The 18561-nt window shown below is 54.6% G+C and carries 13 protein-coding genes; 10 read left to right on the top strand and 3 right to left on the bottom strand.

The genetic code is table 11. The annotated features are described in order from the left end of the window. Nucleotides 1–220 precede the first annotated feature (220 nt). The 4 genes from ACETPC_RS17195 to emrB all read left to right on the top strand — a co-directional run bounded on the left by ACETPC_RS17195 (nt 221) and on the right by emrB (nt 5264). Nucleotides 221–1405 carry an MFS transporter gene (locus ACETPC_RS17195; protein WP_380183439.1) on the top strand — a complete coding sequence of 395 codons (1185 nt, stop codon included), beginning with the start codon at nt 221–223 and terminating at the stop codon, nt 1403–1405. 469 nt (nt 1406–1874) lie between these two features. Next, the gene (mprA, locus tag ACETPC_RS17190; protein WP_380183437.1) at nt 1875–2420 is read left to right on the top strand and encodes a transcriptional repressor MprA; all 546 of its coding nucleotides are present in this window, start codon (nt 1875–1877) and stop codon (nt 2418–2420) included. A 133-nt stretch (nt 2421–2553) separates the two neighbouring features. After that, nucleotides 2554–3711, top strand: a complete 1158-nt coding sequence (gene emrA, locus ACETPC_RS17185) for a multidrug efflux MFS transporter periplasmic adaptor subunit EmrA (RefSeq protein ID WP_380183435.1) — start codon at nt 2554–2556, stop codon at nt 3709–3711. Nucleotides 3712–3728: 17 nt separating this feature from the next. Beyond that, nucleotides 3729–5264, top strand: coding sequence for a multidrug efflux MFS transporter permease subunit EmrB (gene emrB / locus ACETPC_RS17180; RefSeq protein WP_380183433.1), 1536 nt, complete (start codon nt 3729–3731; stop codon nt 5262–5264). Nucleotides 5265–5415: 151 nt separating this feature from the next. Here emrB and ACETPC_RS17175 read toward each other — a convergent pair whose 3' ends face one another. Further along, complete coding sequence (locus ACETPC_RS17175; RefSeq protein WP_380183431.1) at nt 5416–6438, bottom strand: tRNA/rRNA methyltransferase; 1023 nt, start codon at nt 6436–6438, stop codon at nt 5416–5418. 241 nt (nt 6439–6679) lie between these two features. Between ACETPC_RS17175 and trxC the strand changes: the two genes are divergently transcribed. Together trxC and ACETPC_RS17165 are read left to right on the top strand one after the other, a co-directional pair. Next, entirely contained in the window at nt 6680–7099 is a 420-nt protein-coding gene (trxC, locus tag ACETPC_RS17170) for a thioredoxin TrxC (RefSeq protein ID WP_380183429.1), read from the top strand. Between the two features lie 84 nt (nt 7100–7183). Next, nucleotides 7184–7873 carry a tRNA-uridine aminocarboxypropyltransferase gene (locus tag ACETPC_RS17165; RefSeq protein WP_380183427.1) on the top strand — a complete coding sequence of 230 codons (690 nt, stop codon included), beginning with the start codon at nt 7184–7186 and terminating at the stop codon, nt 7871–7873. A gap of 49 nt (nt 7874–7922) precedes the next feature. Here ACETPC_RS17165 and ACETPC_RS17160 read toward each other — a convergent pair whose 3' ends face one another. Then, nucleotides 7923–10892, bottom strand: coding sequence for a hypothetical protein (locus ACETPC_RS17160; protein WP_380183425.1), 2970 nt, complete (start codon nt 10890–10892; stop codon nt 7923–7925). Nucleotides 10893–11470: 578 nt separating this feature from the next. Between ACETPC_RS17160 and ACETPC_RS17155 the strand changes: the two genes are divergently transcribed. From ACETPC_RS17155 to ACETPC_RS17140, 4 genes are all read left to right on the top strand, one after another. After that, on the top strand, nt 11471–12277 hold the full coding sequence (locus ACETPC_RS17155) for a YaeF family permuted papain-like enzyme (RefSeq protein ID WP_380183423.1): 807 nt from the start codon (nt 11471–11473) through the stop codon (nt 12275–12277). A gap of 72 nt (nt 12278–12349) precedes the next feature. Continuing rightward, nucleotides 12350–14992 carry a GNAT family N-acetyltransferase gene (locus tag ACETPC_RS17150; protein ID WP_380183421.1) on the top strand — a complete coding sequence of 881 codons (2643 nt, stop codon included), beginning with the start codon at nt 12350–12352 and terminating at the stop codon, nt 14990–14992. A gap of 114 nt (nt 14993–15106) precedes the next feature. Further along, nucleotides 15107–16462, top strand: coding sequence for a CDP-diacylglycerol--serine O-phosphatidyltransferase (gene pssA, locus ACETPC_RS17145; RefSeq protein WP_380183740.1), 1356 nt, complete (start codon nt 15107–15109; stop codon nt 16460–16462). A gap of 42 nt (nt 16463–16504) precedes the next feature. Then, entirely contained in the window at nt 16505–16825 is a 321-nt protein-coding gene (locus ACETPC_RS17140) for a YfiM family lipoprotein (protein WP_380183419.1), read from the top strand. Here the strand turns inward: ACETPC_RS17140 and ACETPC_RS17135 are convergent. Continuing rightward, complete coding sequence (locus ACETPC_RS17135) at nt 16822–18126, bottom strand: MFS family transporter (protein WP_380183417.1); 1305 nt, start codon at nt 18124–18126, stop codon at nt 16822–16824. The two genes, ACETPC_RS17140 and ACETPC_RS17135, sit on opposite strands and share 4 nt — an antisense overlap. Nucleotides 18127–18561 lie beyond the last annotated feature (435 nt).

Genomic DNA, 18561 nt, shown 5'->3' with positions numbered 1-18561 from the left:
GGGCATGTCACTGTTTTTTAACAATCGACCTGTCCTGGTTCTGAAAAATTCCTGGCCTTTCTTCTTGCTGAGTTTACTTGTTTTTCAATGAATTAAACTTATATTACTCTTTACCACTGTTGCATCACGTGCTAATTCTGTCGGTAAATAATCCTGTAATTAAAATAGTTTTTCAGGTTACTATTCAAATATCCTTCTTTTTTAGACGCTTACTATTGCCATGAAATCCCCACAGCACGGCCTTAGCGCCTCCCTTGTCGTTTTGATGTCTATCGCTACCGGTCTTTCCGTCGCCAGCAACTATTATGTGCAGCCGCTGCTGGAGACAATCGCCCGCGCTTTCGATCTTTCTGTCAACCAGGCGGGCTTTATCGTCACCACCGCCCAGCTTGGCTACGCTGCTGGTTTGCTGTTGCTGGTGCCGCTTGGCGACATGCTGGAGCGCAGAGCGCTGATTGTGACCATGAGCCTGCTGGCCGCGGGTGGCATGGTGATCACCGCGCTTTCTTCTTCCATCGCCATGATGCTGCTGGGTACGGCGCTGACCGGGCTTTTCTCCGTAGTGGCGCAAATTTTAGTGCCGCTGGCCGCCACCCTGGCAGCGCCGGAAAAAAGAGGCAAAGTTGTCGGCACGGTAATGAGCGGCCTGCTGTTGGGGATCCTGCTGGCGCGTACCGTCGCGGGCGGCCTCGCCCAGCTTGGTGGCTGGCGAGCGGTGTTTTGGGTTGCCAGCATTCTGATGGTGCTGATGGCGCTGGCGCTGTGGCGCTACCTCCCCCGCTATAAACAGTCGGTGCCGCTTAACTACCCTCAACTGCTGCGTTCAATTTTTACTCTTTATTTCACCACGCCGGTTTTAAGAACCCGTGCGATTATCGGCTGCCTGGCCTTTGCTAATTTCAGCATCCTGTGGACATCCATGGCTTTTCTGCTGGCTTCGCCTCCTTACGGCTTCTCCGAAGGCGGCATAGGCCTGCTGGGGCTGGTGGGTGCAGCGGGCGCACTGGCGGCGCGTCAGGCCGGAGCGCTGGCCGATAAAGGTAAAGCCCGTTTAACCACTACGCTTGGCCTGCTGATTTTGCTGGCCTCCTGGGGCATTACAGCGCTGGGCGGTCAGACGCTGTGGGCACTTATTATCGGCATCATTCTGCTGGATCTGGCCGTACAGGGCGTACATATCACTAACCAGAGCGTGATTTACCGCGCTATGCCGGAAGCCCGTAACCGCCTTACCGCAGGCTATATGACCAGCTACTTTATTGGCGGCGCCGCCGGTTCGCTGTTGTCAGCTGCCGCCTATCAACATGCTGGCTGGTACGGCGTCTGTGCCGCAGGCGCTTTCATCACGATACTTAACCTGTTGTGTTGGTGGCGCGGCTCAGTTTATGAGCTGCCCGCAGATTAACCTCTCAATAACGTATTGCAACAATTTCAGTACCAACGGCCTGTTAAGCGTTTACACAGTCTGGTATGGTTAGCCTTGCACTTATTCAGACCGGTTATTTTTTCAGATGAAATTATTAAATTTCCAACGGTCTGCTTACTTTGTTACGCGGCGCGGCAGAGAGAACCAGCGCGCCGATAAATCGTAACCGGCACGCCGGTTACTGCGGCCTGCGCCGGCTGGTTGGGTTTTCCTTAGCGTTCTGAAGGCTATCGCACCCCTTCTGCCCGCTGCATCGTCGCTTTCGCCCGGCCGCAAGGTTCGGGCTGTGCAGGTAGAACCTGTAGCGGCATCCCGTTCCGGTGCCGCATACACCCTGGGTCAGGGAGTGACCCGGACATTACAGATGGCGTTTCTGGCCAGACAGCGCCAGCCGACGGGCTTATCGCCGTCGTTACGATACTCGTTGCAACTTATGAGGTTCCCCCAGATGGAAAGTTCGTTTACCCCTATTGAACAGATGCTGAATTTTCGCGCTAACCGCCAGAAGGATTTCCCTCTGCAGGAGATCATGCTGACGCGCCTCTGCATGCATATGCAGAGCAAGCTGCTGGAAAACCGCAATAAAATGCTCAAGGCTCAGGGGATTAACGAGACGCTGTTTATGGCGCTGATCACGCTGGATGCGCAGGAAAACCACAGCATTCAGCCTTCAGAACTCAGCTCCGCGCTGGGATCGTCCCGCACCAACGCCACCCGCATTGCCGACGAGCTGGAAAAGCGCGGCTGGATCGAGCGCCGCGAAAGCGATAACGACCGCCGCTGCCTGCATTTGCACCTGACGGAGAAAGGCAACGAGTTTCTGCGCCAGCTGCTGCCGCCGCAGCATCAGTGTTTGCAGCTGCTCTGGTCCGCGCTCAGCCAGACGGAAAAAGGCCAGCTGGAAGAGATCACCCGCAAGCTCCTGAACCGTCTGGATAAAATGGATGAGGAAGAGACGGTTGCCGCGCTTTCCGGGCAGCCCGTCACGCAATAGCATATTGTGCGACACAAGCTTCGCCGCTAATCGCTATTTTAGCCGCAAATTAATCGATGCCAGCGCTACCGCGCTGGCATTTTCAAATCCGCAACCGGTGCCATAGCCCGGCCGGATGAACGTGGAGAACCTTATGAGTGCAGAAGCACAGCAGCCGACGAATAAAAAGAAGAAGCGCAAAGGTGCGCTGATTGTGCTGGCGGTAATATTCGCTATTGCCGGTCTCGCCTGGCTGGCCTATTGGTTTATCGTGCTGCGCCATTTTCAGGAAACCGATGATGCCTATGTTGCGGGCAATCAGGTGCAGGTTATGGCGCAGGTGTCGGGCAGCGTGAACAAAGTCTGGTTTGACGATACCGATCGTGTGCGTAAAGGCGATGTGCTGGTCACGCTGGATAAAACCGATGCGGAGCAGGCTTTCGAGAAGGCGCAAACCGCGCTGGCGACCAGCGTGCGCCAGACCCATCAGCTGATTATCAATGGCAGACAGTATCAGGCCACTATCGAACTGCAAAAGACCGCGCTGGCGCAGGCGCAGGCCGATCTGAAACGCCGTGAGCCGCTGGGCGCAGCCAACCTGATTGGCCGTGAAGATTTGCAGCACGCGCGTGATGCGGTCGCTACGGCACAGGCTCAGTTAGATGTCGCCGTGCAGCAATATAACGCTAATCAGGCAGCTATTATGGATACCTCTCTGGAAAACCAGCCTGCGGTAAAACAGAGCGCGGCTGAACTGCGCGACGCCTGGCTGGCCTTACAGCGTACTGAGATCGTCAGCCCCATTGATGGCTATGTCTCACGCCGCAGCGTACAGGTTGGCTCGCAGATTGCCACTACCACACCGCTGCTGGCCGTTGTGCCGGAAAAAAATCTTTGGGTCGACGCTAACTTTAAAGAGACGCAGCTTGCGGATGTTCGCATCGGCCAGCCCGCTACCGTTACCAGCGATATTTATGGCGACGATGTGGTGTATCACGGCAAAGTGGTCGGACTGGATATGGGCACCGGCAGCGCCTTTTCTCTGCTTCCCGCGCAGAACGCGACGGGCAACTGGATTAAAGTCGTACAGCGCCTGCCCGTGCGCATTGAGCTGAATTCCGATGAGATTGCAAAGCATCCGCTGCGTATCGGCCTGTCAACGCTGGTGAATATTGATACCAGCAATAAAGAGGGCAGCGTGCTCGCCACCAGCCTGCGCCAGAAACCCGCTTACGCAAGCGACGCGCTGGCACTGGATCTGACGCCGGTTAACAAGCTGATTGCCGATATTATTCATGCAAATGCGGGCTGAGCACGCGGGAGGCTGTTATGGCACAAAAACCGCTTGAGGGCGCGCCGCTGGTTTTGATGACGATTGCGCTGTCGCTGGCGACCTTTATGCAGGTGCTGGACTCGACTATCGCCAACGTCGCCATTCCGACCATCGCCGGAAACCTGGGCGCTTCCAACTCTCAGGGCACCTGGGTCATTACCTCGTTTGGCGTCGCTAACGCCATTTCGATTCCGATTACCGGCTGGCTGGCGAAGCGCGTAGGCGAGGTAAAGCTTTTTATCTGGGCCACCGCCGCTTTTGCGGTGGCTTCCTGGCTGTGTGGCGTATCCAACAGCCTGGGCATGCTGATCTTCTTCCGCGTAATCCAGGGGCTGGTAGCTGGGCCGTTAATTCCGCTGTCGCAGAGTTTGCTGCTTAGCAACTATCCGCCGGCAAAGCGCAGCATCGCTCTGTCGCTCTGGGCAATGACGGTGGTGGTCGCGCCTATCTGTGGCCCGATTCTGGGCGGCTGGATCAGCGATAATTATCACTGGGGCTGGATCTTCTTTATCAACGTGCCTATTGGCATTGTGGTTGTGGTCCTGGCGCTGCAAACGCTGCGCAATCGCGAAACGGCAACCGCTATCCGGCCTATCGACACGGTCGGGCTGGTGCTGTTGGTGGTCGGGATTGGTAGCCTGCAGATGATGCTGGATCGGGGTAAAGAGCTGGACTGGTTCAGTTCGCCGGAGATTATTACGCTAACGATAGTCGCGGTAGTAGCGCTGGCGGTGCTGCTGGTCTGGGAGCTGACGGATGACCATCCGATTATCGACCTGTCGCTGTTTAAGTCGCGCAATTTTACTATCGGCTGCCTCTGTATCAGCCTGGCCTATATGCTTTACTTTGGCTCGATAGTGCTGCTGCCGCAGCTGTTGCAGGAGGTATACGGCTATACGGCAGCCTGGGCGGGGCTGGCTTCCGCGCCGGTTGGCATTCTGCCGGTGATCCTGTCGCCTATTATTGGCCGTTTCGCCCACCGTCTGGATATGCGTAAGCTGGTTACCTTCAGCTTTATTATGTATGCGGTTTGCTTTTACTGGCGCGCGTGGACCTTCGAGCCGGGTATGGATTTCGGGGCCTCGGCCTGGCCGCAGTTTGTGCAGGGCTTCGCCGTGGCCTGTTTCTTTATGCCGCTGACCACTATTACCCTTTCCGGTTTGCCGCCGGAGCGGCTGGCGGCAGCGTCGAGCCTGTCAAACTTTACGCGTACGCTGGCGGGTTCTATCGGTACCTCGATCACCACAACGATGTGGACCGACCGCGAAGCGATGCATCACAGCCAGCTAACGGAGTCAGTGAACGCTTACAATTTTAATTCGCAGGAGATGTACGGCAAGCTGGAGCAGCTGGGAATGAGCCACGATCAGGCTTCTTCATGGATAGCGCAGCAGATTACTAATCAGGGACTGATTATCTCCGCCAATGAGATTTTCTGGGCTTCGGCAGGCGTCTTTCTGTTTTTGTTAGCGCTGGTGTGGTTCGCCCGTCCTCCGTTTAGTTCCGGCGGCGGCGGCGGCGGCGCGCACTGAATCTATGCGTAAAAAACGGGCCGTTATGGCCCGTTTGAGGTTGATGACAAACCCTAATCGCTTCTGAAACCGTGACAGAGCAGCAGTATTGCTGTAGAAAAAGCCAAACTTCAGAAACGGTTCAGGTCTGTCAGCAGTTTCAGGTTATGGCTTAAGCGTTCTGCCGCCACCATTCCGCCAGCAGAATGCCGGTCGCGACGGAGACGTTCAGGCTTTCTACGTTGCCGGTGCCGCCGATTGAGACGCTGAGATCGCCCTGCTCCAGCGTGCTTTCAGACAAGCCTTCGCTTTCCTGTCCCAGCACCAGCACCATTTTCGCCGGCAGTTTAACCTGCGCCAGCGGTTCGCCCTGATGGCTGGATGTCGTTACGATGGTGTAACCCGCGCGACGGAATGCGTCCAGGCCGCTGGCAAAACTCTCGCCGCTAATCGCCTGCACGTGTTCCGCGCCGCCTTCTGCCGTACGTACCGCTGCGCCGGACTCCAGCAGCGAGGCATCCTGCACCAGCAGCCCTTTCGCGCCAAAGTGCGCGCAGCTACGCATGATGCCGCCGAGATTATGCGGGTTACCGATATCTTCCAGCGCCAGCACGCAATCTTTTTCCGGCGCGTTGGCCAGCCATTGGCGAACCTGCATGCCGGAACGCTTTTTGATCAGGAAGCAGACGCCGCCATGATGCTCGGTGCCGGAGGCCTTCACCAGCTCCTCTTCTTCCACAACGTGGTAGGCTTTGCGATTAGCCGCCATCCACTTTAACGCTTCGCGGAAACGCGGCGTCACGCTCTGGACGAACCAGGCGCGCACGATGCAGTCCGGGCGGCTCTGGAACAGTGCCTGGCAGGCATTTTCGCCATACACGCGCGTTTCTTCCATACGCTGGCGGCGGATCTGCTCCGGGTCGATCTGGTTTTTACCGCCGATACCGCCATAGTTTGGCTTATCTTCGACCGCCGATGGCGCGCGGGAAACCGTACGCCACGGCGAAGCGCCTGCTGCGTCGCGATCGCGCCCGCCACGCGGCTTACTTTCATTGCGTGAAGAACGGCGGTCACCGTCCTGACGAGGCGCACCTTTACCGGTACGGGGATTTCCGCCACGGTTGCTGCTCTCTTCATCGCCGCGGACATACATCACTTTGACTTTACCGCTTTTACCTTTAAATTCGTCGTTCATTTTCCCTCCACCTGGCTGAGCGCGAAGCGCGCAGATTACCTGATGTGGCACCGCTTAGCTATTAACTTCCGGCAAAAGCCCGATTTCCCGCGCTGCCGACGCTTTACGGCTTTGTGTGAGTCACTACCTATTATACCCATTGAACAAATCTCTTTGTTGCCGGGCGCAAGGCAAACCATAATTATCGCTACTTGATCCTAACAAAGTAAGTAAATACTTACTGCCATTACCGAGGTGTACCATGAATACGGTTTGTGCTTCATGCCAGGCGACTAACCGCGTACCGCCGGAGCGTATCGACGACGGCGCCAAATGCGGCCGCTGCGGCAGCGAGCTTTTCGACGGCGAAGTCATTAACGCTACGGCCGCCACGCTGGACAAATATTTGCAGGACGATCTGCCGGTAGTGGTGGATTTCTGGGCTCCCTGGTGTGGGCCATGCGTCAATTTCGCGCCTGTCTTTAAAGAGGTAGCGCAGGAACGCGGCGGCCAGGTTCGCTTTCTGAAAGTGAACACGGAAGCGGAGCCTGAAATCAGCGCTCGTTTCCGCATTCGCAGTATTCCGACCATTATGATTTTTAAACAGGGTCAAACAGTAGATATACTCAGCGGTGCCATGCCTAAAGCGCCTTTCAACGAGTGGCTGGACGAAAATCTTTGAGTCGCCTCTGTGGCCAGGCCCGCCTGGCCACTACTGTTTTTGCCGCTTTTCTGCCAGAATGGCTTTTTCCCCAGATAAATTCCTATGACCGAAAACGCCGTTCTCCGCCTGCGTGCCGAGCGTCTTGCGCGCGCAACTCGCCCCTTTCTCGCTCGCGGTAATCGTATTGCCCGCTGCCAGCGCTGCCTGCTGCCCAAAAAAAATTGCCTGTGCGATACGCTGCGACCGGTGGCGGCACGTAGCCGTTTCTGCCTGGTGATGTTTGACAGCGAGCCGATGAAACCCAGCAACACGGGACGGCTGATTGCCGATATTCTGCCAAATACTCAGGCTTTCGGCTGGTCGCGTACCGAACCCGATCCCCGTCTGCTGGCCGCGGTAAAAAATCCCGACGTGCAGCCGCTGGTGGTTTTTCCGGAATCCTATGCCGATGCGGCAAGACCGGTATTGAATACGCCGCCTCTTAGCGGCAAACCGCCGCTTTTTATTATGCTGGACGGTACCTGGACCGAAGCACGTAAGATGTTCCGCAAAAGTCCGTGGCTGGATGCGCTGCCGGTGATGTCGCTAACGCTTAATCGCCCATCCAATTATCAGCTGCGCGAAGCGCATGGCGAAGGTCAACACTGCACGGCGGAAGTGGCGGCGGAGTTACTGTTGCAGGCTGGCGATAACGCTGCGGGCACGGCGCTGTTTCAACATTTCGATCTGTTCCGCCAGCGTTATCTGGCCGGAAAACCTCACCATCCGCTGTCTCAGCCGCTTGATAAATAAAAAAGGCGGCCCGTTTAGGGGCCGCCTTTCAGTGGTTAAAGCGTGCTGATTAGTTCACTTTGTCCCAGGCCTGGTTCCAGTGCTGGCCAGTGCCTGGCGCATAGGCCCAGGCCGCGCCAGCGCACCATGCAGTGAATGGATGAGCTTTGCAGCTGTAGACGCCGCCAGCCGCGCTGACTCTGTCGCCCGCTTTATAGACTGTGCCTTCCACATAAGCCGGATAAGCTGGCGTATCGGGAACCGCCGGAGTATCAGGCTTCTCTTGTTCCGTTACGGTCAACGGAATGGAAGCCACGGCCAGATACTGCTGGTTGTTGGCTGAAGCCTCCAGATAGAGCTGATAGCTGCCCGCCGCGATTTGCTGCGTAGCCAAATTAAACGTGGCCTGGCTGCTGGTTGCTACAGTCTGTTCGCCGCGCTTCAGGCTCCAGCGCCAGCTGTCGGCCTCAAAGTTAGCCTGACTGCTGAAGCTCAGGGTTTCGCCTTTTTCCGCGCTGGTTTTACCAGAGATTTTCACTTCCGCCGGCAGTACGGTTACGGTGACGATTTTGCTGTCAGTAGTGCCATGCGATCCTGTTACGGTCAGTTGATATCTTGCTGTACCCGTTGCGCCAGCCGGGAATGCCGCGCGCGCTATGGGCTGCCTGATTTCCTGCACTACCGGACCGGATGCCACTTCCTGAAGGCCAAAAGCGCCGTTGCCCGGCAGGCTCTGCCAGAGATGATCTTTACCTGTACTGCGGCTGCCGTCCAGGTTGCGGATAGTCGCTCCGGTATGACGGGCGACAATGGTGAAGTTCTGCGGCACCACGGCAACCGGTACAATTTGCTCTTCAGGTTTCTCTTGTTCAGTCACGACTAACGGAATGGAAGCCACGGCCAGATACTGCTGGTTGTTGGCTGAAGCTTCCAGATAGAGCTGATAGCTGCCCGCCGCGATTTGCTGCGTAGCCAAATTAAACGTGGCCTGGCTGCTGGTTGCTACAGTCTGTTCGCCGCGCTTCAGGCTCCAGCGCCAGCTGTCGGCCTCAAAGTTAGCCTGACTGCTGAAGCTCAGGGTTTCGCCTTTTTCCGCGCTGGTTTTACCAGAGATTTTCACTTCCGCCGGCAGTACGGTTACGGTGACGATTTTGCTGTCAGTAGTGCCATGCGATCCTGTTACGGTCAGTTGATATCTTGCTGTACCCGTTGCGCCAGCCGGGAATGCCGCGCGCGCTATGGGCTGCCTGATTTCCTGCACTACCGGACCGGATGCCACTTCCTGAAGGCCAAAAGCGCCGTTGCCCGGCAGGCTCTGCCAGAGATGATCTTTACCTGTACTGCGGCTGCCATCCAGGTTGCGGATAGTCGCTCCGGTATGACGGGCAACAAGGGTGAAGTTCTGCGGCACCACGGCAACCGGCACGATTCGCTCTTCATCATTTGCTTCATTGATATCCTGAATGCGAACGTGGGCGCCCTGTGCATCAATACGCAATAGCGTAATCCGTTTACCGGAAGAGAGATCGTCAATAGATTTACCCGGCATCAGCGGTGCATCAGTCATGCCACCAGCACTTCCGGGCGTGGTGTCCACCAGCTGATTAGTTACCCTTTGACCGAAAGTGGCAATGCGAACAATAACGCCATTAACAAAAGGACTATTAGCGGGCCAGCTTTCAAAGCCCGTGGCGGCGCGACGATATTCCAGCGTCAGGTAGCTGCCATCTCTACGCAAAATGCGAACGGCCTTTAAGTGACTCTCATCGGCTTTGTCAAACAGCGGCGTCAGCGTATAGTCGCCTGACCTTGTTACCAGTGGAAACTGATTGCTTGTCAGCCAGCCTGCATATAAGGCATAAGGCGCAGGGTAAAGCCGGCTGCCGCCACCGTTCATGGTATCGGATGGATCGCTCGCCGTAGTGCTGCGGCAGCTACTGTCAATCTGCACGATGCCGTTACTGTTTACGCTGCAGCCTTCCAGAGAAGTAGCATGAGGTGCGCCCAGGTTATGGCCGAACTCATGCTGCCACATCCAGGGGCGATTGCCGGCGTTGTTGCTGATAATCCAGTTGCCCGGCAAGGCGGCCAGGCCTACCCAGCTGCAGGGCGTTGAGGGCTTATCGACGAAGGTATAATCATATTGAGCGACATCAATGCCTTTTTGCCGCGCCAGCTCTCTAACCCGAGTGACAAAAGCAGCGCCAGCCGGACAAGTTGCCGGACGCGCACCAAGATTGATATCCGTAACGGTATCGCCTTTAAAGGTCAACTTTCCATAAGAAGCGATAGCCACTGCGCTGGCCAACGAGCTGGTATCGCTGCCTGAACCAAAAACGGCCGCCTGGACGCTTTTTAAATCCATTGCCGCCCGATCGCTGTAATGAGTATGGATCAGCAAGACTTTTCTTTCGCCGACAACAGGCCGTGTACTCACAATATCAGGTGCGCTAAGTTGCCAGGTAACGGCGTCAGCATTGCTGGCTGCAACCATGCGCAGACGGTTACCGCTATAGCCAAGCACTTCATTCCTGCCAAGATCGCCACGGTATTTATTCACCAGACGATAAACTATGCCCGGCGCGGAAGAAGCCGTATTAGCAGGTATTTGCCAGGCGCGTTGGGAATTGAAGCCGCTGCCGGTACATTCCATCATGGTTGGCGTGGAAGTTGCGCTTGCCGTCGTGCCCAGGCAATATTCTTTATCCCGTCCGGCTAATGCCTGATTAGTAATCTTCAGATAACCAGTCATGATGCTTGAGAAAGACCAGAGCTGGCGATTATTATCGGTACAGGTTGCAAACATGACATTCTGGTTGTCAGGTTCTAAAGTCAGGCATTGGTTATTGCCCATAGTAATGTTTTTGATCGTAGTATAATCGCTGTTAAATACGCCGGGCACGGTATCCTGCTGGTGCGATAGCATGGCAGAAGTCAGGACAGAGTGGTGTTTAACGTGCGCGAAAACGGGCGCTGGCGACAGAGAAAACGCCATCAGCAGACAAAGCGTTTTTTTATGAGTGATTAACTGTTTTTCCATTGAATAAGTTTCTTTCACCGGTTGTCCGAAGCAGTTCGGGGTTATTATTTAAGCGCTCGCTGGCGCTTGCCTTTTATTCTGCCGCCTGACGCCGATGCTCTTATTACAAACAGAAAGCAGTACCATCACCTTTTCAGGACAGAAGAGGAAAAAGACGACAGAAATATTAAGTGAAAATGCGCCGTAAAATTTTAATGTTGGTAGCAGGCAGCTCGTTTTTTAAAAAAAGCCCGACCATTACAAGAAAATAAAACGGCGCATTTAATTCATTTTCAAAAAGCTTTCTGGCGTCCCATTTGCTTTTCGCATTAATTATTCCTACACCGTCTTTTAAAGGCAATTGCAATAATTGCCGCCGCTTTGACAATAATTAATAGTTCACATATAAATAAAACACATTACACAATAAATCATTAAACTAATATCTTTATATTCACAAAACAAAACGGCGAGTTGATGATAGATGTTTTACATCTAAACAAGGCAGCAACCAGAAGCTTATTCTTACCGGCTTTATCTCGCACAGATTGGGCAGCTACTGATAGCTTTTTATCTCCTGCGGAATTGCGTACTATCTTTTGCTGGAAAAATCATCAGGGAAGATAAATATGAAAGTAATGGCAGTGATTCTGCTGGGTCTACTACTCAGTGGATGTAGCATGAGCGAACCACCAGCTTCTGTTCAATTCCAGTCAGTACGGACCTCCGGCGTCAACCCGGTAAAAATAGTAAGCGCCTACTCTCTCGTTCCAGGCGATATTTTGCTTTCTTCATCCACTTCACTGACGTCTCTTGGGATCAGGCTGTTCAGCTTTAGCGGCGTTAGCCACGCCTCTTTGTATATTGGAGATAATCAGGTAGCGGAAGCCGTGGGAAAAGGCGTCAACATCATCACGCTGGAAGAAGCTATTGCCGAAAGCAATAACCTGCTGGTTTTACGCAAACAGGATCTCACCCCAGCGCAATCTTTGTCGATCAGAGACTATGCGCTGGCTCACTTCGGCGAAAGATATAACTATAAAGGGATAGTGATGTTCATGCCTTTTATGGCGACGCGGCGCGTGTGTGAATTGCCTCTCCTTGACTCGCCCGTAAGAGATCGCTGCCTGAGAATGCTGGCCGCCGTTCAGCTTTCCGCTGATATGCCTGAGGACAGGGCCGCTGATGACAGTTTCTTTTGCTCGCAATTTGTCATTGCTGCCTTTATGGCGGCTGGCGCGCCGATTTTCAGCGGCGAGGCGCAGTGGATAAGCCCTGCCGATCTTCTGCATATGCGTACCGGCGATGTCACTTCTTATCAAATTCCGCAGAAGCTTAGCTACATCGGCCACCTTAAACGCTGGGATCTGGCTGATATTCTGAGTCTGAGAAAATCTGTTGAATAATCACGATCTCAACACAGCGTTAACCAACGGAGAGGACTAGAATCGGATTATCTTTTTGTACAGGAGCCGGAGATGAGCCAAAAAGGACTGGAAGCATTATTAAAGCCTAAATCTATCGCGGTTATCGGCGCCTCTCCGCGGCCGGAGCGCGCGGGCTATCTGATGATGCGTAACTTACTCTCCGGCGGTTTTAGCGGCTCCGTGCTGCCGGTAACGCCGAAATACCAGGCCGTCTGCGGCGTAATGGCCTGGCCAGACATTGCCAGCCTGCCTTTTGCCCCCGACCTGGCGGTGATTTGCACTCATAGTCGACACAATATCGCCCTGCTGCGGGCATTAGGCGAACGCGGTTGTAAAGCCTGTATTGTTCTTTCTTCTCCGGCCAGCCAGCGTGACGAACTGCAAGAGTGCGCCAGCCGCTGGCAGATCCGTCTGCTTGGCCCTAACAGCCTGGGGCTGCTTGCGCCCTGGCAGGGACTAAACGCCAGCTTTTCTCCGGTACCCTGCTATAAAGGCAGGCTGGCATTTATTTCGCAGTCTGCAGCCGTATCTAACACTATTCTGGACTGGGCACAGCAGCGGCAGCTCGGCTTTTCCTGGTTTATCGCGCTGGGCGACAGCCTGGATATCGACGTGGACGATCTGCTCGATTTTTTGGCGCGGGACGGCAAAACCAGCGCTATTTTGCTTTGTCTGGAACAGCTTAGCGACGCGCGCCGCTTTGTTTCCGCCGCCCGCAGCGCCGCCAGAAATAAACCCGTGCTGGTAATCAAAAGCGGGCGTTCCGTGCAGGCCAGGCAACTGCTGGGCACGCCCGGTGGTCTGGATGGTGCCTGGGATGCTGCAATCCAGCGGGCAGGTCTGTTGCGAGTGAAGGATATGCATGAGCTTTTCTCCGCCGTGGAAACACTCAGCCATATGCGTCCACTGCGTGGCGAGCGACTGATGATTGTCAGCAACGGTGCCGCGCCCGCTGCGCTGGCGCTGGATGCCCTGGATGCGCGTGGCGGTAAGCTGGCGACGCTGGACGAAGAGCTAAAAGCGGCATTGCAAAACTGTTTGCCGGACGACTGCCTGCCAGGCAACCCGCTGGATTTAAAAGACGATGCTACCGCCGAACGTTATCAGCAGGTGGTGGCGCAGCTACTGGCGAGCCATGATATCGACGCGCTATTGGTAATTTACGCGCCCAGCGCCGTCGCGCCCGCTACGCTAACCGCACAGCGGTTGATTGAAACAGTTTTGCAGCATCCGCGCGGAAAGCAGGTAACGCTGTTAACCAACTGGTGCGGTGAGTTTTCCGCACCGGAAGCGCGCCGCTATTTTAGCGACGCCGGTATCCCAACGTACCGAACGCCGGAAGGCGCGGTTACCGCATTTATGCATATGGTGGAATATCGCCGTAATCAGAAACAGCTACGTGAAACGCCTGCGCTGCCAGCCGATCTGGCCATCAATACCGCAGAGGCCCACCAGCTGATCCAACAGGCACTACAGGAAGGCGTTACTACGCTGGACACGCATGAGGTACAAGGCATTTTACAGGCTTATGGCCTGAAAACATTGCCAACCTGGATAGCAAGTGACAGCGTGGAGGCGGTACAAATTGCCAGCCAGGCCGGTTATCCGGTAGCGCTTAAGCTACGTTCACCCGATATTCCGCATAAATCCGAGGTGCAGGGCGTAATGCTCTATTTGCGCTCCGCCGATGAAGTGCAACAGGCGGCGCAGGCCATTATCGATCGTGTCAGGCTGGCCTGGCCCCAGGCGCGTATCAATGGCCTGCTGGTGCAAAGTATGGCCAACCGTGCGGGCGCACAAGAGTTGCGTATAGTAATGGAACAGGATGCGGTGTTCGGTCCAGTGATCATGCTGGGCGAAGGCGGCGTAGAGTGGCGGGCCGAGGCGCAGGCCGCCGTGGCGCTGCCGCCGTTAAATATGGCGCTGGCCCGCTATCTGATTATCCAGGCGATTAAAAACGGCAGGATCCGTGGCCGTAGCGCGCTTTCACGCCTGGATATCGCCGGACTGAGCAAGGTGCTGGTGCAGGTCTCAAATCTGGTGGTGGATTGTCCGGAAATCCAGCGGCTCGATATCCATCCTTTGTTAGCCGCTGGCGAAACTTTTTCCGTACTGGATGTGACTATGCAGCTGGCACCTTTTGCAGGCGATCCGGAAGCACGCCTGGCTATCCGCCCCTATCCGCATCGGCTGGAGCAGCAGGTACAGCTAAAAAACGGCGAAAAGCTACAGTTTCGCCCCATTCTGCCGGAAGACGAGCCGCTGCTGCGCCAGTTTATCGCCCGGGTGACTAAAGAGGATCTTTATTACCGCTACTTTAGCGAGATCAATGAGTTTACCCATGAGGATTTGGCTAACATGACCCAAATCGACTACGATCGGGAGATGGCGTTTGTGGCGGTGCGCCAGCAGGAGATCGTCGGCGTCACTCGCGCTATCTCGGATGCCGACAACATAGATGCAGAGTTTTCGGTGCTGGTACGCTCCGATTTGAAAGGGCTGGGCCTGGGTCGCCAGCTGCTGGAAAAAATGATCGACTACACCCGTCAACACGGCCTGCAAAAACTTAACGGCATTACTATGCCGAATAATCGCGGTATGATTGCGCTGGCCCGCAAGCTGGGTTTTACCGTAGATATTCAGCTGGAGGACGGTATCGTCGCACTGTCGCTCTCGCTTGCAGCAAACGGTTAATGTCTGGAAACGTAAAACTGCCCACTTCACGGCCGACTAATGATACCATTAGCAGTTATGGTGATGATTTTATGGCAAAAGGCTATTCCATGAACAGAGAAGAAACGCACTGTGATGTTGTCTAAATTCAAACGTAACAAGCACCAACAGCACCTTGCGCAACTGCCAAAACTGTCACAGTCGGTTGCCGATTTCACCACGCTGTACGCCCCTGCCGACTTCCGCCAGACGCTACTGGAAAAAATAGCTGCTGCTACAAAACGTATTTGCCTGGTGGCTCTTTATCTGGAAAACGATGACGGCGGCCGCGCTATTCTCTCCGCGCTGTATGAAGCCAAACGCCGTCGTCCCGAACTGGATGTCAGGATTCTGGTTGACTGGCACCGCGCTCAGCGTGGCCGCATCGGTGCCGCTCGCGGCGCAACCAATGCAGACTGGTATTGCGAAATGGCTGAACAGAACGCCGATATCGCTATTCCCGTGTACGGCGTCCCGGTCAATACTCGTGAAGCGCTGGGCGTGCTGCACCTGAAAGGTTCGGTCATTGACGATACGCTGCTCTATACGGGCGCGAGCCTGAATGATGTCTATCTTCATCAGCACGATCGCTATCGCTACGATCGCTACCAGCTTATTACTAATCCTGCGCTGGCCGATACGCTACTGAACTGGATTGATACCAATCTGATCCAGGCGGAGGCTGTACATCGGCTCGATCAACGCGAGCGGCCAAAAAGCCCGGAAATCAAAAATGAAACCCGTCAGTTCCGTCAGGAGCTGCGAGGCTTTGACTACGATTTCAACGGCAATGCTAATAACGAGCAGCTTGCGGTGACGCCGCTGGTCGGCCTGGGCAAACGCAGCCTGCTGAACAAAACTATCTATCACCTGATGCCCTGCGCCGAGCAAAAGCTGACGCTGTGCACGCCTTACTTCAACCTGCCGGCAATTCTGGTGCGCAACATTATCTGGCTGCTGCGTCAGGGCAAAGAGGTTGAAATCATTGTCGGTGATAAGACCGCAAACGATTTTTATATTCCTCAGGATCAGCCCTTTAAAATCATCGGCGCCCTGCCTTATCTGTATGAAATCAACCTACGGCGCTTTCTGAGCCGCCTGCAGTATTACGTTACCAGCGGGCAGCTAACGGTGCGGCTGTGGAAGGATGGTGAGAACAGCTACCATCTGAAAGGGATGTGGGTGGATGACGAGTGGATGCTGATCACCGGTAACAACCTTAATCCACGCGCGTGGCGGTTAGACCTGGAAAACGCCGTGCTTATTCACGATCCGCTGCATGAGCTGGCTGCCCAGCGTGAAAAAGAGCTAACGCTGATCCGCGAGCATACTACCGTTGTGCAGCACTATCGCGATCTGGAAAGCATTGCGGACTATCCGGTTAAGGTCAGAAAACTAATCCGCCGCCTGCGCCGCATCCGTATAGACAGGCTGATCAGCCGTATTCTGTAGGCCAGCTATACTAAGCCCTGTGATTTCAACGGGGCTTTTTTTATGCGCTTGCCTGCTCTTCTGATACTGTTTTGCTGTTCCGGCTGTAGTCATATGGCGCAGGATAGCTGGACCGGGCGCGACAAAGCCCAGCATTTCGCCTCTTCTGCCTTTCTTTCCGCTGCGGGTGCCGCCTATGGTGAACGCCAAAACTGGCGTGAAAGCCGCAGCGGCAGTTTCGGGCTAATGTTTGCCATCGGTCTGGGGGCGGGTAAAGAATTTTATGACAGCCGGGAAGCAGGATCGGGATGGAGCTGGAAGGATTTCAGCTGGGATATAGCCGGCGCTGCCGCCGGCTATACTCTGTGGCAATCGGCACGCTAAAGCTGCATTCCCTTGCCCTTTTTATGCAGCAGCAGCGAAACCAGAAAAGCGACCGCGCCCATCGCGGAGACATACCAGAAAAAGCTGTTTTCGTTCCCCGCCACCTTTAGCGATAAAGCCATATACTCTGCAGAGCCGCCAAAAAGCGCGTTGGCTACTGCATATGACAGGCCCACGCCAAGCGCCCGGACTTCAGGTGGAAACATCTCTGCTTTTAAAATGCCGCTGATCGAGGTGTAAAAACTGGTGATAAAGAGCGCCAGCATAACCAGTGCAAAGGCAGCCCAGCTGCTCTGAATATTTTGTAGTAGTGTCAGAATCGGTACGGTGCAGATCGCGGCCATACCGCCAAAGATCAGCATGGATCCTTTGCGGCCGATCTTGTCGGAGAGTGCACCAATCAAAGGCTGAAGCAGCATAAAGATAAATAGTGCCGCAGTCATTAATGCGCTGGCGCTGCGGGTATCCATACCGGAGGTGTTCACCAGGTATTTCTGCATATAAGTAGTGAAGGTGTAGAAACTCAACGAGCCGCCAGCGGTAAAACCCAGCACCATAATAAAAGCGCGGCGATGTTTCCATATTCCTTTTAGCGAGCCAGCATCTTTATGCGTGCGGCTCGCTTTATCGGACGTTTCATTAAGCGAACGTCGCAGATAAAGCGCGACGATGGCAAGCAGCGCCCCCAGCGCAAAAGGGATACGCCAGCCCCATGTACGTAAATCTTCATCGGACAGAAGCTGCTGCAATACCACCACAGTCAATAATGCCAGCAGCTGGCCGCCAATCAAAGTCACATACTGGAAGGAGGCATAAAAGCCTTTTCTACCTTCAATAGCGACCTCACTCATATAGGTTGCACTGGTGCCGTACTCTCCACCGACAGATAATCCCTGAAACAGGCGAGCCAACAGCAGTAGCGCAGGCGCCCAAACGCCGATGGTGGCATAACCAGGCAGGCAGGCGATCACCAGCGAACCAAAGCACATCATGCAGACTGAAATTAACATGGATGTTTTGCGGCCATGCTTATCGCCAATATAGCCGAACAGCCAGCCGCCAATAGGGCGCATCAGAAAGCCCGCGGCAAAAACCCCTGCCGTTTGCAGCAGTTGTGTGGTGGCATTGCCCGATGGAAAAAATATGTGGGCAAAATAGAGTGAGCAGAACGAATACACATAAAAATCAAACCATTCCACAAGGTTGCCTGAAGAGGCGCCCACGATAGCCCAGATGCGCTGGCGGGATGTTATTGCAGGTGTTTTAGTCGTCTCTTTACAGGACGATTGAGTATCAAACATGATTTATCCTTGCTGATCGTCAGCGACAAAAATAAAAAGTCAGTCAGCAGTAAACCGCAGCGAATGAGTGTTAAGAATATGTTTTTGAAACTAATGGCAATTATGTGATGTGGATCGGTTTTTACGATCGGGAGAGGGTTTGTTTGTGCTTTAAAGGGAGATGTTTAAGGAGAGAACCCTGTTCATTCTGGTTTTTAAACGCCCAAACGCAAAAAACCCCGGCCTTTCGGTCGGGGTTATCGCAATTTGATGCCCGGCAGTTCCCTGGGCTCGCACGGGGAGGTTTTACCCCGCGGCCATAACGGAAAAAGGCCCCGTGCTTGCGCACGGGGCCTTTCCTTTATTTGATGCCTGGCCGTTCCCTGGGCTTGCATGGGGATATTTTACCGTCGCGCAGACGCAAAAAACCCCGGCCTTTCGGTCGGGGTTATCGCA

Source organism: Pantoea sp. sgz302252 (assembly GCF_042610525.1).
Classification (GTDB): domain Bacteria; phylum Pseudomonadota; class Gammaproteobacteria; order Enterobacterales; family Enterobacteriaceae; genus Erwinia.
Note: the sequence above shows the minus strand (reverse complement) of the source record. Positions and strands in the feature narration are given on the sequence as shown.

Excerpts from the sequence above, each read along its gene's own strand:
- ACETPC_RS17195 (WP_380183439.1), top strand. The coding sequence starts at position 221 with ATGAAATCCCCACAGCACGGCCTTAGCGCCTCCCTTGTCGTTTTGATG.
- mprA (WP_380183437.1), top strand. The coding sequence starts at position 1,875 with ATGGAAAGTTCGTTTACCCCTATTGAACAGATGCTGAATTTTCGCGCT.
- emrA (WP_380183435.1), top strand. The coding sequence starts at position 2,554 with ATGAGTGCAGAAGCACAGCAGCCGACGAATAAAAAGAAGAAGCGCAAA.
- emrB (WP_380183433.1), top strand. The coding sequence starts at position 3,729 with ATGGCACAAAAACCGCTTGAGGGCGCGCCGCTGGTTTTGATGACGATT.
- ACETPC_RS17175 (WP_380183431.1), bottom strand. The coding sequence starts at position 6,438 with ATGAACGACGAATTTAAAGGTAAAAGCGGTAAAGTCAAAGTGATGTAT.
- trxC (WP_380183429.1), top strand. The coding sequence starts at position 6,680 with ATGAATACGGTTTGTGCTTCATGCCAGGCGACTAACCGCGTACCGCCG.
- ACETPC_RS17165 (WP_380183427.1), top strand. The coding sequence starts at position 7,184 with ATGACCGAAAACGCCGTTCTCCGCCTGCGTGCCGAGCGTCTTGCGCGC.
- ACETPC_RS17160 (WP_380183425.1), bottom strand. The coding sequence starts at position 10,892 with ATGGAAAAACAGTTAATCACTCATAAAAAAACGCTTTGTCTGCTGATG.
- ACETPC_RS17150 (WP_380183421.1), top strand. The coding sequence starts at position 12,350 with ATGAGCCAAAAAGGACTGGAAGCATTATTAAAGCCTAAATCTATCGCG.
- pssA (WP_380183740.1), top strand. The coding sequence starts at position 15,107 with ATGTTGTCTAAATTCAAACGTAACAAGCACCAACAGCACCTTGCGCAA.
- ACETPC_RS17140 (WP_380183419.1), top strand. The coding sequence starts at position 16,505 with ATGCGCTTGCCTGCTCTTCTGATACTGTTTTGCTGTTCCGGCTGTAGT.
- ACETPC_RS17135 (WP_380183417.1), bottom strand. The coding sequence starts at position 18,126 with ATGTTTGATACTCAATCGTCCTGTAAAGAGACGACTAAAACACCTGCA.